General features: G+C 45.2%; 15 protein-coding genes. 6 read left to right on the plus strand and 9 right to left on the minus strand.

Features of this window, described 5'->3' with window-relative positions; translation table 11 throughout:
• Window positions 1-8: 8 nt before the first annotated feature.
• The 3 genes from NFI81_RS10660 to NFI81_RS10670 form a co-directional block, all read right to left on the minus strand.
• Entirely contained in the window at window positions 9-773 is a 765-nt protein-coding gene (locus tag NFI81_RS10660; protein ID WP_234612454.1) for an oxygenase MpaB family protein, read from the minus strand.
• A 228-nt stretch (window positions 774-1,001) separates the two neighbouring features.
• On the minus strand, window positions 1,002-1,406 hold the full coding sequence (locus NFI81_RS10665) for a response regulator (RefSeq protein ID WP_234612453.1): 405 nt from the start codon (window positions 1,404-1,406) through the stop codon (window positions 1,002-1,004).
• 43 nt (window positions 1,407-1,449) lie between these two features.
• The gene (locus tag NFI81_RS10670) at window positions 1,450-1,953 is read right to left on the minus strand and encodes a PH domain-containing protein (protein WP_234612452.1); all 504 of its coding nucleotides are present in this window, start codon (window positions 1,951-1,953) and stop codon (window positions 1,450-1,452) included.
• Window positions 1,954-1,999: 46 nt separating this feature from the next.
• Here NFI81_RS10670 and NFI81_RS10675 point away from each other — a divergent pair, with 46 nt between their 5' ends.
• Window positions 2,000-2,608 (plus strand): VOC family protein, encoded by a 609-nt coding sequence (locus NFI81_RS10675; RefSeq protein ID WP_234612451.1) that lies wholly within the window; start codon window positions 2,000-2,002, stop codon window positions 2,606-2,608.
• A gap of 36 nt (window positions 2,609-2,644) precedes the next feature.
• Here NFI81_RS10675 and NFI81_RS10680 read toward each other — a convergent pair whose 3' ends face one another.
• From NFI81_RS10680 to NFI81_RS10690, 3 genes are read right to left on the minus strand one after another with little or no spacing between them, the layout of a single operon-like run.
• Entirely contained in the window at window positions 2,645-4,063 is a 1,419-nt protein-coding gene (locus tag NFI81_RS10680) for a carboxylesterase family protein (RefSeq protein ID WP_234612450.1), read from the minus strand.
• A gap of 26 nt (window positions 4,064-4,089) precedes the next feature.
• Window positions 4,090-4,746 carry an SDR family NAD(P)-dependent oxidoreductase gene (locus NFI81_RS10685; protein WP_234612449.1) on the minus strand — a complete coding sequence of 219 codons (657 nt, stop codon included), beginning with the start codon at window positions 4,744-4,746 and terminating at the stop codon, window positions 4,090-4,092.
• 38 nt (window positions 4,747-4,784) lie between these two features.
• A complete protein-coding gene (locus NFI81_RS10690; protein WP_234612448.1) occupies window positions 4,785-7,172 on the minus strand; it encodes an ABC transporter permease in 2,388 nt (795 codons plus the stop codon).
• Between the two features lie 271 nt (window positions 7,173-7,443).
• On the opposite strand from NFI81_RS10690, the gene NFI81_RS10695 reads away from it, so the two are divergent.
• Complete coding sequence (locus NFI81_RS10695; RefSeq protein ID WP_234612447.1) at window positions 7,444-7,701, plus strand: DUF3072 domain-containing protein; 258 nt, start codon at window positions 7,444-7,446, stop codon at window positions 7,699-7,701.
• 110 nt (window positions 7,702-7,811) lie between these two features.
• On the opposite strand, the gene NFI81_RS10700 is transcribed toward NFI81_RS10695, so the two are convergent.
• Together NFI81_RS10700 and NFI81_RS10705 are read right to left on the minus strand one after the other, a co-directional pair.
• A complete protein-coding gene (locus tag NFI81_RS10700) occupies window positions 7,812-8,069 on the minus strand; it encodes a type II toxin-antitoxin system RelE family toxin (RefSeq protein ID WP_234612446.1) in 258 nt (85 codons plus the stop codon).
• A complete protein-coding gene (locus NFI81_RS10705) occupies window positions 8,066-8,263 on the minus strand; it encodes a hypothetical protein (RefSeq protein WP_234612444.1) in 198 nt (65 codons plus the stop codon). The genes NFI81_RS10700 and NFI81_RS10705 overlap by 4 nt, the downstream gene beginning before the upstream one ends.
• Window positions 8,264-8,416: 153 nt before the next feature.
• Here NFI81_RS10705 and NFI81_RS10710 point away from each other — a divergent pair, with 153 nt between their 5' ends.
• From NFI81_RS10710 to NFI81_RS10725, 4 genes are all read left to right on the plus strand, one after another.
• Window positions 8,417-9,367 carry a 3-keto-disaccharide hydrolase gene (locus tag NFI81_RS10710; protein WP_234612442.1) on the plus strand — a complete coding sequence of 317 codons (951 nt, stop codon included), beginning with the start codon at window positions 8,417-8,419 and terminating at the stop codon, window positions 9,365-9,367.
• Window positions 9,368-9,884: 517 nt separating this feature from the next.
• The gene (locus NFI81_RS10715) at window positions 9,885-10,415 is read left to right on the plus strand and encodes a gluconate 2-dehydrogenase subunit 3 family protein (RefSeq protein ID WP_234612441.1); all 531 of its coding nucleotides are present in this window, start codon (window positions 9,885-9,887) and stop codon (window positions 10,413-10,415) included.
• 43 nt (window positions 10,416-10,458) lie between these two features.
• A complete protein-coding gene (locus NFI81_RS10720; RefSeq protein WP_234612439.1) occupies window positions 10,459-12,174 on the plus strand; it encodes a GMC oxidoreductase in 1,716 nt (571 codons plus the stop codon).
• A 173-nt stretch (window positions 12,175-12,347) separates the two neighbouring features.
• On the plus strand, window positions 12,348-13,484 hold the full coding sequence (locus NFI81_RS10725) for an MFS transporter (protein ID WP_234612438.1): 1,137 nt from the start codon (window positions 12,348-12,350) through the stop codon (window positions 13,482-13,484).
• A gap of 12 nt (window positions 13,485-13,496) precedes the next feature.
• Here NFI81_RS10725 and NFI81_RS10730 read toward each other — a convergent pair whose 3' ends face one another.
• Complete coding sequence (locus NFI81_RS10730) at window positions 13,497-14,630, minus strand: BamA/TamA family outer membrane protein (RefSeq protein WP_234612437.1); 1,134 nt, start codon at window positions 14,628-14,630, stop codon at window positions 13,497-13,499.
• Window positions 14,631-14,688: the final 58 nt, after the last annotated feature.

The following is a 14,688-nucleotide window of genomic DNA, read 5'->3' on the forward strand; positions in this document are numbered from 1 at the left end:
TGCAACGGTTAATGTGATGCGATATCCAGACCGGCAATTTCCAATTTGTATTTTTCAGGTAAAATCAAGTTCCGAACGAACCTGTGCAAGTTGAAGATACGGGTGAATTTGTATGCTGGAAGGATAAGTTTTAACGCCGACCATTGGCCTAATGCAAGGAGTTTATTTACTTGTTTTGGCGCAAGTTGCACCTGCACTTCTTTGAGCATCACATAACGGGGCAAGCCGAGGTGTTTTTTATATTGTTTGTATAAATCAATTGAAAATCGGCTCTTCTCAAAATTATCATTGAGCTGCTGGTTTCTCATTTCCAACCAACTATCGTAATGTTCGGGCAAGCCACCGATTCCCATTCGCGCTCCAACCTGCAGAAAAACCTCAAAAACCTCCGCTCTTTCGTCCACCGTTAATTTCCTTTCCAGCATTTCGAACGAGCGGATCGAATAGTCGATCAGCATGAACAACACATCCCGATATGCCCAATCGGGAATTTGAGCGCCACGTTTGCCTTCAACCTGCTTATGAATCGCTGTGATCTGGTCAATCGCATTTAATGCTGCATCATATTCCGAAAACACGATTCGCCGGGCATAAGACACAGTCGAAAAAAGCCGGCCCAGCGGATCGGCAGGCAGTTTTCCCGTAAAATACAGCCAATCCACCGATTTATTTACTGCAAATTCGGCGGAGGCGCCCGCGAAAATAAACAAGATCGTATCCGCATTTCCCCAAATCTCCCGCACAATAGATCCTTCCTTGACAAACCATTTCATATTTCTGAGGCCACGCAGCCGTTGTCTGCATTAGTAACAATTTCAATAGCAAAACTTTCTCAAAATCTACAATAAAAAAAGTACTTTGAATTACAAAGTAAATGATCAAATGTCATAAACACAAGCTTATGGACGGAATAATGTAGAAACTTTTAAGTGGATTTTTTCGCTAGCCCCGCACTAGGCAGCCTGCACGATGGGCAGTCTCAAACGTTGCTTAACGACCAATCACTTTATGCCCAGGAACTTTGACAAGATACTTTTTGCAATGTCAAGCAGTGCCTTGAAGGTGTTGGGCTTAACGATAAATTCGTTCGCTCCGGCAGCGAGGGCTTTCTTTTTAAGTTCAGGATTGCTGGAAGTGGACATCATTACGGCTGGCAAATCTTCCAGTCCGGGCTCGGACCTGATCTCCTTGAGTGCCTCAATGCCATTCATTTTAGGCATATTCATATCAAGCAGCACAACGGATTGCGAAAGGTCGTCGGATTCCTTGACATTCTCCAACAATTCCTTCCCATTTTCCGCTTCGATAACTGTCAAATTCGGGTTAGCTTCCTGTAAAGCGTCCTTAATGAGCATTCTATCGTCCTCATCATCATCTGCGAGGTGCACTGTCTGTCCTTCTTCCATTTGCTACTACTGCTTGAACAGCAAATATATCAATGATTACCGTCTAAGACAATACGTTGTCCAGAATCCCGAATTCACCAACAAACGCCCCGGCTTCATCCGGCGTTATGATAATGTTTTTACCCTTCGTCGTTTTGATCAAAACAGCATTGTTTCTCCGCGTTGCATACCAGGTCATGTTCCCTATTTTGAAATTATAAAACTTGCCAAAGTATCCAAAAAGACCGCCCACGCCGAATGTTCGGAAACTCCACCTTAACTGGTCGGCTTGGAGTGCCTCTACTTTCGCAATGTTGCTGCGCTCGATGACGACTTCATTCAGTGGCCTTCGAATGATCACTTTGTCCGGGGTAACCCGATAATCTATCGGCCTGAATGCATATGTGATGCCGTAGCTCAAAATCAAAATGGCCGCGATTACATAAGTTGATCCTTGTGTAAGCTCACTTTCTCCGAAGAAAATTTGCAGAAAAATCCCAATATACAAAACGGTCACACATGCCGTCACGATCTTGGTAAGGTTGTCCCAGGAGGTTTTATAGTTCATTTTGTAAAGGGTTTGTTTATGTTAAGATAGGGAATTTTGCCCAATAATGCAGCAGGACCTTCCACATTTGGCAAAGAAGCGGTCGTCAGCTGCGGATACAGTGTATTTGTCCCAACAGCCCCCTTCGATTGTCCTTATTGCGGACGATAAAATGATTTTCGACACGCTAATTTTGAATTATCGGATTGATAGTCCATTCACCTTCAACATTCATTTCTTAGCCATGCCCAAACTAAACACTTACCTCAACTTCGACGGAAAATCGGAAGAGGCTTTTAATTTTTACAAATCCGTTTTCGGAGGAACGTTTTTAGCCGTTCACCGCATGTCGGATATGCCAGGTGCCGAGCAACTTGCAGAAAATGAAAAAGGCCGCCTCATGCACATTTCACTCCCAATCGGAAAGGACGATGTGCTGATGGCGTCTGATACGGTGCCTTCTATGGGACACCAGCTGAGCATTGGTAACCACGCATACGTTTCAGTTTTCACCGATAGCAGAGAAGAAGCAGACCGTCTTTTCGCGGGATTATCGGCGGGTGGCGAGATCGAAATGGCGTTGGAAGACACTTTCTGGGGCGATTATTACGGCAGTTTCCATGATAAATACGGCATCGGCTGGATGATCAATTATCCGCAACAGCAACAAAGCTGATAGTGATGCCCAGTCCGAAATGACGTTCGGACTGGTTCATTGTTTTTGCGCAAACAGCCAGGTCATCAGACCGGGTTCGGCTTGCACATACCGCCAGATGTCGTGCCCGGAATTTCCGAATTCGGTGTATTTGGGTTTGCCGCCTGCTTTTTTAATGGCATTAACCATGTTTCGTGTGCCGTCAACGGACACAAGGCGATCTTTGGCCCCGTGAAATGCCCATATAGGAACAGTCGTGAGGCGGTTTGCAAATTTTGGATCACCCAACCCGCAGATTGGAATGGCCGCGGCAAACATTTCCGGACGCGTGCTGATAAAATGCCAGGAGCCATAGCCGCCGCCGGAAATCCCCATTACATAGCGCCGGCTAGTATCAATGGAATATTGCTTTTCTAATGTTGTAATGGTTTCAAAAACGAGTGTATCAATGTCAGGATAGGCGGAGATTCCGCCGAACCCAGCGCCCTCGGGGCAATGAGGCATCAGAATGAACGCGGGATATTTCCCCCTGACCGAGTCACTCAGCAGAAACGGTGCGGGATCCGCAGCGAGTTGCCGCACATTGTCTTTGCCGTGCGCTCCACCATGATGCAGGCACACGATCAGCGGATATTTTTTTGTGGAGTCGTAAGAAAGTGGGGGAACCAACCGGTAACGCAGTGTGTCGCCCTTGTCGTTCACATAATTTCTCGGCCCAAATTCAGCGGCTTGTTTGAGCACTTTCATTGTCGGGATAAAAGCCCGCCCCGTCCCCGACCGATAACTTTCACCGACGAAACTCATTCCAAAAAACAAAATGCTTATAATAGCCGCTACTTTCAGAGCTTCTCTTAAAATGATCGGCTTTGTCTCGCGCTCATTATTCAAGCTTTTTAATTGCGTCAACAAATCCATTAAAAATGCCACGGGAACAAGAATTCCCAAGAGGGCAATCAGTCTGTGAAACTTGTCAAGTGACAATCTCAGGTTTATATCCTGCGTATTCAACATCCATAACGCGGTAACAAGTAAACAAGCCCCTACAAAAACAGACAGCCAGCCTCCCCGTTTGATCCACGGCCTTTCAGCAGCCTTCGAAAACGCGAGACTAGCTCCGTATACAATGTTCAGGGTAATTGCAGCAATGGCCAAATTCATGTAAAAAGGCTGCCAATCGCGGTGCATCAGCAAGAAATATATCATTGTTATCTGCACGACCGTCACTATACTGCTTGCCAACGCTGCTGTAAAGGCGACTTTATAACCCTTGGACCAATAGTATTTCAATAATGCAAAAGAGGAGATAATAAAAACGAACTGCAATACAGCCAGCCAGGGATAAAACGACTCCAGTGTCAGAAACCTCGGCCCTATCAGCAACGCCACCACATTCTGGATGAGGCTGGTTACGATGTAAACCGCCACAAAAAATATAGCGAATGAATAAAAATCTCGCGATAGCGGGCGGCTCTGCATAGTTCAGGAAAGTTATTTTTTCAAAACTAAAACTTAATTACATCTTTTGATTCATTTCCTGCAATGATGTTCTCAATGGTCTGCGCTATAAGATTGGGGCTGATCCATTGGGAAAAGTCGGCGTCTGGCATAGCTTCGCGGTTTGTAGCGGTGTCGATGATGCCGGGGAGCAGAATATGAGACGTGATCCCGGCTCTTTTTTCGCTTTCATTGATCAGTTCCGAGTAATGGTAGAGCAGCTGCTTGGATAATGAATACGCCAAACTATTGCCTGCCGCTTTGGAATCCATGGCCGCTTTTGCACCAACGAAAATAAGCTTTCCACCGCCCACAGTTTTGTAATGTGCAATCAGTTTTTGCGCAACATTGAATGCAGTCGCGAAATTCATGTTGATCATTCTGGTGATGTCATCTATGGACGTTTTCGCCAAATCCCCAGGCTCAAACCCTCCCGCCAGGAAAACCCCGGTATGAATGGTAACTTTTCCAGTGGCGATTTTCCCTACAAGTGCCTCTGCCTGCCCGCTGTCAGACACATCTGTTTGGTAGTAAGAAACATTTTCTGCGTGATCGCCAACCGCTTTTCTTACTGCAAGATGCAGATGATAGCCATGATCCGATAATTTTTTTACGACGGTTTGACCCAAATTTCCCGTGCCTCCTGTAATGAGAATGTTTTCCATGTAACAAATCTACAATTCAGACCACAACCATCAAAAGGCTATTCCGACCTTAAACTCTCAACCGGATTTTTCAATGCTGCCTTGATGCTCTGGAAACTTACTGTTAGCAATGCGACAAGGATAGAAAGTGAGCCTGCAAGTGCAAACATCCACCATTCGAGTTTTGTTTGATAGGCAAAATTCTGCAACCAAACCCTCATCATATAACCGCCTACGGGCGCAGCGATCAGGATCGAAATTGCAACCAATTTTAAGAAATCCGCAGATAGCAATGTAAAAACACTCGCTACCGAAGCACCAAGCACTTTTCTCACGCCAATTTCCTTAGTGCGTCTTTCGGCCGTAAATGTGGCCAGACCAAAAAGTCCTACACAGGCTATGAAAATCGCGATGCCGGAAAAAGAGAGGAAAATACTCCCTTTCCGCTCATCGGATTGATATTGTTTTGCAAAAGTCTGATCCAGAAATGCATATTCAAAGGGCTGTCCCGGATTCGTTTCTTCAAAAACTTCTTGCACATATTGCAAAGCCGCACGCGTATTCTCACCCGAGACGCGAATATACAGATTGCCATTATTATGCTTTTTCAAAACCAGCACCAAAGGTTCGATCTGGTTGTGCAGCGAGCGAAGGTGAAAATCACTGATCACACCCGTAACCGGCACCCGTTTTGTATCCACTTCAATCAGTCCGGCTGTCCTGTCTTTCCAACCTAATCGCTTGATCATAGCCTGATTTACAACCACCGAGAATGAAGAATCGCTCGATATCTGCTGTGAAAAACCTGCTCCTTCTTTCACTTTTATTTTCATTACATCCAGAAAATCCGCATCCACATGAAAGTATTCTGTCCCAATCGGGATTTCCGCCCCTTTTGCGTAAAAGCTGAAAGTTGTTTTATTATTCAAACCATCCCCCACATTACCATCTGCCAGACTTACTTTTTGGACCAGCGGACTTTCAAGTACCCTGTTTTTTAAAACCTCAGCCGATTTCTGTGCAGCCGGACTTCTCAAGGATAATGTTATGACCTGTTCCTGATCGAAACCCAGCTCCGAATTACGCATGTATTGCAATTGCCTGTAAACGACGATCGTCCCTAAAATCATAACGATGGAAATAGAAAATTGCAGTACAACGAGTGATTTGCGAAGAAATTGACCGCCGTCAGCCCCCGAGGAAGCGCCTTTTAAAACCAATGCAGGTTTAAATTTTGACAATACAAATGCTGGATAAATCCCACTTAATAAGCCCGTTAAGGCTGCAAAACCTATTAAAAAGCGGATAACTCCTGCGTCACCAAAATTGAAAGTGAGCGACTTATCCGCCATCGTGTTGAACACTGGGAGCAGTAAAATGATCAGTACAATGCTCAGTGTAAGCGCCATAAATGACATGAGCATGGATTCAGTAAGAAATTGCTTGATCAGCTGCGACTTTTGTGAGCCTACTGCTTTTCGAACCCCAATCTCTTTGGCCCTGCTTAAAGACCTGGCTGTGGCAAGATTTACATAATTAACAATGGCGATTACCAGGATAAATAGAGCGATGGTCGCAAAGGTGTATACGTAGGCCATTGAGCTGCCATTTTCTTCTCCCAACAAGTGCGAGGATTTTAAATGAATATCCGTTAAAGCCTGCAAGGCAATCTTAAAACTCACTTTTGTGCCAGTATCATCACCAATCACTTTGGCAATATACTTTTTATAAAACGCCGGCATTTTAGCTTCCAGATCGCCAACATTGGCCCGATGATCTAACCGCAGATATGTCCACGTATTAAAACTATCCCATTTAAGCAGGTTCATAGCATTGACTTGCCTGTTTTCATAAGGCAACACCGCGTCAAACGTCAAATGATGATTAGCCGGAGCATTTTGCATGATCGCAGAAATCGTCATGGGAATGCTATCCTTCACAATGACCACTTTCCCGATCAGGCCAGACGTTTTTCCAAAGAGGATAAGTGCCAGTTTTTCAGTGAGTACCACGCTGTTCTGGCCTGATAGGGCGCTTTCGCCATTTCCCTCTGTGAATTTGTATTCAAAAAACCTGAAAATAGACGGATCAGCAAACACGATCTGCTTTACATAAGCGGCCTTCTCCCCAACCCGGAACGTCAGGTCTCGCGGTTTTATTCTGAGCATGTCCTTAACTTCGGCATACTCCTGCTTTATAGTAGGACCGAATGGCGCCGACGTGTGACCCATATTATATTCATTATCAGCCCATTTGACATTCAAATTAAGCCGATAGATGTCATCAGCTTGTGCGTGATAGCGGTCAAAACTGAGCTCATCATGAACATATAATCCCAACAGCACGGCACAGGTCATGCCGGTCGCCAATCCACAAAGAATTAACAGGCTGTAAGTTTTACTTCTGACAAGGTTACGCCAGGCGATTTTGAAGTAGTTCTGCAACATAAAAGGAACATTTATCGGTCGTTGCCGGACTTGGAAAACAATTATACCATTCTCAAAAAAGGCTAAGGGTGCTCAATGTGGCCTATTTCTTTCATTTCTTTGTTCAATTACGAACAAGCTTGTCCGGTTACACGAAGGATGTTATATCCAATACCGTCACATTTATGCCGACTATTTAGTCCAGGTTGAGGAATGTTAAAACAGCATCCATTAATACCCATCGTCGGGCTGGCTCAGTTTTTTTATTCTCATCATAAAAAATTGATATAAAATGGCTGATATAAATAAAAATGAGTCGGACGAGGCAAAGAACCTTACTGACGAAAACGGACAGATACAAGGTTCCAACACGGTTAAGGATCCCGACGAATGGACCACTGGCGACGAGGCCATGACCGGTGCGCAGCAATCGTACCTCAAAACACTTTCTGACGAAGCCGGCGAAGAATTCGACGAAACACTAAGCAAAGCCGAAGCGTCCAAAAGAATCGACGAGCTGCAACACAAAACGGGTCGCGGCTTAAAGTAAAGCAAGCCCGATCCCATTCTCCCCAATTATAATAAGCCACCCGCGCGTCGGAGGCCTTATTGTGATTGGGGATTTTTGTTGAGTCTTGAACCGGCTGATAGTGGGAAAACTTAATTGTAAATATCTTTCCTGTCACCAATATCCATCACAGCCACGATAAGTTTCCCTCCGTCGATATTATATAAAATCCTGAAATTCCCTGCACGTATTCTAAAAGTGTTGTCCACACCTTTCAATTTTTTTGCGCCAGGTTGATAAGGATCATCAGCAAGTGAATAAACTGCCCGAACTACCAGTTCATAATTTCTTTTAGAAAGTTTTTGAAGGAATTTTTCAGCAGTGTGTGTGAGTTCAATTTTGTATTTCAACGCTTTATTTTGTGTTTTTTGTCCAGTTTGGCAACAACTTCATCAAAGGGTATCCGTTCATCATTTTTGACGGCTTCCAATGCAATCATATCCAGCAAATCTTCAACCAGCTCAGACTTACTTGCCGCATTGATGATCACCTTTTTCACCTTACCCTTCTGTGTGTATTCTGTTTTAATTCCCTGCAGTTTCATAGCAATGATGGTTTTGTGAAAGCAATTTAAGATTTTAAGCGAACAAAAACCACATCTAGCTGTATGGTTGTCAGCAGCATCCCTCCTCGCCTATTCTAAGCCGATTATCGAATTTTATATTTAAATTGGCGGTCCTTAACTTTTATTAAAATCATGAGAAAATTAGTACAAACCTGCCTTTTCGCATTTGCATTGCTGACAAGTGCTTTTGCAAACAATGTTGAGCCTAACCCAACCCAGCCCGCACCTTCCCCACTCGAAGGCCGATGGGACATTACTGTGGATATGGCCGGCAAAATGGCCCCATCGTGGCTGGAAGTGCGCCATTCTGGCAACCATACGCTGATCGGACAGTTCACAAGTGTCTCCGGAAGCGCGCGGCCCATCTCAGAAGTGATTTTTAAAGATGGCAAATTCAGTTTCGAAATCCCGCCGCAATGGGAGAAAGGCGATGGCAAATTCAAACTTGAAGGAACACTTACGGGTGAGAAAATCGCAGGGTCTGTGACAACACCGGAAGGCAAAACTTTCCCATACACGGGCGTGCGCGCACCGTCGTTACGCAGAACAGCAGCGCCAGTGTGGGGTACACCCATTAAATTGACTGACGGGAATGTGATCAAAGGATGGCACGCCGTAGGCGAAAACCAGTGGATTGCTGAAAACGGCATTCTGCGCAGTCCGAAATCGGGTGCTAATCTTATTACAGACGAAAAATTCAACGACTTTAAGCTTCATGTTGAATTCCGCATTCCAAAAGGAAGCAACAGCGGCGTGTATCTGAGAGGTCGTTATGAAGTCCAGGTTACTGATAGTAAAGGAATGGAACCGTCTCTGGATCAACTCGGTGCCATTTACGGCTTTCTGGTTCCCAGCGAAATGATGGCCAAAGATCCGGGTGAATGGCAGTCTTTTGACATTACATTGGTAGGCCGGATGCTAACCCTTGTTACCAACGGAAAAACGGTTATCACGAATCAGGAAATCCCTGGAATTACGGGTGGTGCGCTGGACAGCAACGAAGGAGAACCAGGTCCGCTTTACATTCAAGGTGACCACGGCCCGGTTGAATACAGAAACATTGTGATCACGCCTGCGAAATAAATTTGAGATCAGGCGACGCAAGTTATTAATGCAATAAAAAAGGGCCGGGAAATTCCCGGCCCTTTTAATTAACACACACTGTTATGACTTTTACGTCACTACATTTAGACGCGGGTAAAGGCGTCTGGTCACTCGATTATTAGTTAGGTTTGAAAAACTTTTTCTGAACAATTGAATATGCCGTTTACGGCCGTTTCTTTCATTGATAATCCTTAAAAAAATATCTTCCCTGAAAATCAGGGAAGATATCTGCATTATTTACTCAACGTTCCTCTATTACTTAACCTTTAAACTTACCCGCCAGATTAAACTAATCTGACGAGTTGCCTAAGCCTTTGGTTCAGAATATTAATCAAATATGGCATGAAGAGGTCGTTGGCACCAAATGCGATGATTGTTCGGTCGACTTGAATGAATTTACGGAAAATTATGGCCTTTGATGGCAAAAATTCTGGACAGGTTGTTATATTTAAAGGTTAATTTTAATTAATTCCATTCCGACTTAAATTCTTAACTAATGAAGCGTAGAGAAGCTGTTCAAAAAATAACCTTCCTGCTCGGAGGCACGATCTCCGCGCCGTTGATGGCTGGCATCATGGGAGAAAAACTGAACTTTGGCCCTTCACTTGACCTGTCCGCTGAACAAGAGGCACTTTTAGCCGATGTAGCAGATACGATCATCCCGACAACCGGAACGCCGGGGGCCAAAGCTGCGGGCGCAGACAAGTTCATCACCAGGGTCATGCGCGATTGCTTCGAAATGGCGGATCAGAAAAAATTCTATTCAGGACTCGAAAAAATAGACGCGCAAAGCAAGGAAGTGTACGGAAAAGGATTCTCCGCACTCGACGCAACACAGAAGAACGACATTGTGAAACGCACGACGGTTTCAGACAAGCCATTTTTCCTGCAAATGAAGGGTTTGACGGTTACCGGCTATTTCACTTCGGAAATTGGCGCTACCCAGGCACTGGATTACTTACCGATCCCCGGAAGATTTGACGGCAGCTGGCCAATGCCCAAGGGCCAGAAAAGCTGGGCGCTCTGACCACGATTATTCCCTGACCTAAATCATTAATAATATCCTTATAATGGCGAATTTAAATATTGATGCACTAAAAGAAGTTACCTACGACGCAATCGTGATCGGTTCCGGCGTATCCGGTGGCTGGGCAGCCAAAGAGCTGACAGAAAAAGGACTGAAAGTTTTAATGCTCGAAAAAGGCAAAAACCTGGAACACGTTACAGGCTACGAAAATGCCCTGAAAGCACCCTGGGAAACGCAGTACAACGGCCGTTTGACCGTAAAACAAAAAGAAACACACCCATTCCTCTCCCGCGATTACCCGTATAACGAGCTGACGGAGAAATATTGGATGAATGATATGGACTCTCCATATGAAGAGAAAAAAAGATTCGACTGGTTCCGCCCGAACATTGTCGGCGGCAAGTCCATCATGTGGGGAAGGCAGTCGTACAGGTTAAGCGACATTGATTTTGAGGCGAACTTGAAAGACGGCGTTGCGGTTGACTGGCCGATCCGCTATAAAGACATTGCACCCTGGTATTCATATGTTGAGAAACATGTGGGGATTTCGGGTGAAAAATTAGGGCTTCCTCAATTACCGGACAGCGATTTCATTCCGCCTATGGATATGTATTTTGTTGAAAAAGAGGTTAGAAAAAGACTTGAAAAGCAATTCCCGGGCCGTAACATGACCATTGGCCGCGTGGCTAACCTTTCGCAACCAACAAAAATCCAGCTGGAAGGGGGCCGTTCTCCGTGTCAGTATCGTAATAAATGCTCATTAGGCTGTCCTTATGGCGCTTATTTCAGCACGCAGTCGAGCACGCTTCCGCCTGCGGTTAAGACGGGTTTGCTAACATTGCGTCCCGACACGGTTGTAAGAGAAATCATTTATGATGCAAAATCAAGCAAAGCCACAGGTGTGCGGGTTGTGGATGCGGTAACATTGCAGGAAAAGGAGTATTTCGCTGGATTGATTTTCGTTTGCGCCAGTGCATTGGCATCCACTGCATTGCTGCTTAACTCAACTTCCGATCGCTTTCCGAATGGAATGGGCAACGATTCAGGTGAGCTTGGACACAATTTGATGGACCACCATTTCAGAACAGGCGCAAGTGGCGTTTGGGAAGGTGATTTGGATAAGTATTACTTCGGCCGCCGTGCAAATGGCATTTACATTCCCCGTTACCGGAACATTGGTGCTGACAAGCGCGACTATCTGCGCGGATTTGGTTATCAGGGTGGCGGTGGCCGCCAGGGATGGCAGCGCAATGTTGCCGAACTTTCCTTCGGTGCGGATTTCAAAGAAGAACTGACGACTCCGGGTAACTGGACCATGGGCTTCGGCGGTTTTGGCGAAACATTGCCTTACCACGAAAACTACATGTATCTCAACAAGGATAAGAAAGATAAATTTGGTATTCCGGCTGTTGTCTTTGATGCAGACCTTCGTGAAAACGAAAAGAAAATGCGCGTGGACATGATGAATGACGCCGCCGAAATGCTTGAAAAATCGGGTCTTAAAAATGTGAAAACACATGACAACGGATCTTACCTCGGAATGGCCATCCACGAAATGGGAACTGCCAGAATGGGCCGTGATCCAAAAACTTCGGTTTTGAATGGTAATAACCAATTGCATTCTGTTAAAAACGTGTTCGTAACGGATGGTGCAGCGATGACTTCGGCTTCCTGCGTGAACCCATCGCTTACTTACATGGCATTAACAGCCCGCGCGGTTGATTTTGCCGTGAAAGAATCGAAGAAGAAAAATATCTGACAAGTAACTAACATTAGCATATCAAAACTATCCGGGCTGAACAACGCCGGATAGTTTTTTTTTCACCCGTACACTGTAATAAAAAACGCTTTGCAATGTTTTGCAACATTTAATTTATTAATTTCATAAATGTTGCATATTATTGCATATCGATTCTTTGAATTAGTCCTTTTATGCAAGAAAAAGCAAAAATCAGCGCAGCAAGAAAAGCCGTTTTACTCATTTTCCTGGTCTGCGGAATCGGGCTGTCCAGCTGGGCTCCAATGGTTCCGTTTGCAAAACTTGCATTAGGACTCAGTGAGGCCGATTTAGGTGTCGTACTTCTATCATTGGGAGCAGGCGCGATTTTGACAATGCCTATGACGGGTGTTTTAATCAATAAATATGGCAGCAGGAGGATATCCTTGTTTTCTGCACTCATTATTGCCATATTCCTTCCACTGCTATTACTCGCCAGAACGCCTTACGAGCTTGCAGCAGCATTATTCGTCTTTGGTGCGGGCATTGGATCCGTCGACGTCGCCATGAATGCACAGGCTGTGTTGGTGCAGGAAAAGCATGGAAGCCACATTATGTCATCGTTTCACGGCATGTTCAGCGTGGGTGGCTTGCTGGGTTCCATCGGGTTGGGTTTTCTGATCAAGGCCGGATTATCGCCAACGGTTGCCGCGGTAAGCATTTCTGCCATGCTCATCATCATTACTGCAACACAATTCAAATATTTGCTCCCACATTCCGAAGAAGCCAAAATAGACAGCGCCAGTTTTATCCTTCCAAAAGGCCCCGTGCTCGTACTGGGACTCATGTGCTTCATTCTTTTTCTGGCAGAAGGCTCATTGCTGGATTGGAGCGCGGTGTTTTTGCAATTTTCAAGAAACTTTGACCCATCGCTTTCCGGTGTTGGGTATGCCGCTTTTTCTGTGGCAATGGCAGTTATGCGCTTAACCGGCGATGGCATCATTCACAAACTGGGGCCATCGAAAGTGGTTTTTTACGGAACATTTCTGGCAGGAGTAGGCTTTCTGCTAGCAGTGACGTTACCCTGGGCACCAGCTGCATTATTGGGCTTTGTACTGGTTGGTCTGGGTGCTGCCAATGTAGTTCCGATCTTCTTCACAGCCGCTGGGCGATTCCCAAACATTCCGCCTTCGATCTCACTTCCCGCGGTTACAACATTAGGTTACGCAGGACAGCTGGCTGGCCCCGCATTGATCGGTTTTATAGCAGAATTCACATCTCTATCCATTGCACTGGGCTTTGTAGGCGTGCTTTTGTTTATCGTGGCTTTCACTTATAAACACAGGGATTGATTTGGTAAAACATTAAAATGCTTCTCCCGTAAACAAATAAAACCCCGGGCCATCTTTGGTAAAACCAACATCCAGCCTCAGGTAAATATCCTTTTTGGGGAAAAGCAGATAGCGCAATCCTACCCCACCGGACGGACGGACATGCTTAAACGTGAATGCATTCAACTTCGGAGCCACAACAGCCGTTCCCGCAAAAGCCACGGCCCCAAACCGCTTACTGAACCCAAAAGGAAGCCAGCGGTGCTCCACCTGGCCAGCAAGCATATTTTTATCCCGATAACGGCCATAGTAATAACCCCGCATGATCATTTCGCCACCCATCAGCGCAAGCTGGTTGAAAGGAACATTACCCGAGTAAAAATTGCCTAGAACCTGCCACGCGAGCACATTACGTGCACTCACAGGATGCGAAGAGCGCACATCCACATTTACCCCTTGAAAATTATAATTGCTTCCCAATCCCGAGCTGTATTTCAAAAAAGATATTTCTCCAAAAAACCCTTTACGAACATTCAGCACATTATGCCGGTTATCGTAAACCAAAGCGCCACCCAACCCTATATTCCGCGTCCCGTCACTTCCCAGAGGCTTGTCATAAGTATGATTGTCGGGTTGCTCAAAGCTTGTGTTATACAATTGCTGATAGTCAATTTCGGGCCCTACGAACAAATTAGGCCGTATCTTTCTCAAAACACGCTGCTTGAATAGGATGTAGTTTGCATCAATCAATGCAGGATCTTCACCAACAGTTTCGGGCCCAATTCCATAGTAAAGCAACGGAAACCGCTGAAAACGCGTCCGGCCAAGAAAAAACCATTTGTCTTTGTCACCATAAATCGCATTGTCAAGCCAGATTCCATATTGTGCCTCCAAAGTTAAAAATGTAAAAGCCTGGATTTCGCTTAAACGGTTCAGCGTGTCCTTTTTAGCCTGAAAAATTAACAGAGAGGAAAGACCAAACTCAAAACTGGTTTCCGGGGAATAGCCTAATGTCGGATAAATCCTGAAACTGGATTCGCCCGGGGCAGTTGTATCGGAAATGGTCTTTTGTACGAATTTTTTAAACCAACCTTCCTGTGCCTGCACGCGATAGCTGGCCGCAATGATGATAACGGAGACAAGCCACCAAGCTTTGATCTTCTTCAATTGATGTAACTTTTGATGAGAAAGCATTTACAACGCAGAAGATATAAAAACTGAGCCA

The sequence above is a fragment of the Dyadobacter fanqingshengii genome (assembly GCF_023822005.2).
In the GTDB taxonomy this organism is placed as follows: Bacteria; Bacteroidota; Bacteroidia; order Cytophagales; family Spirosomataceae; genus Dyadobacter; species Dyadobacter fanqingshengii.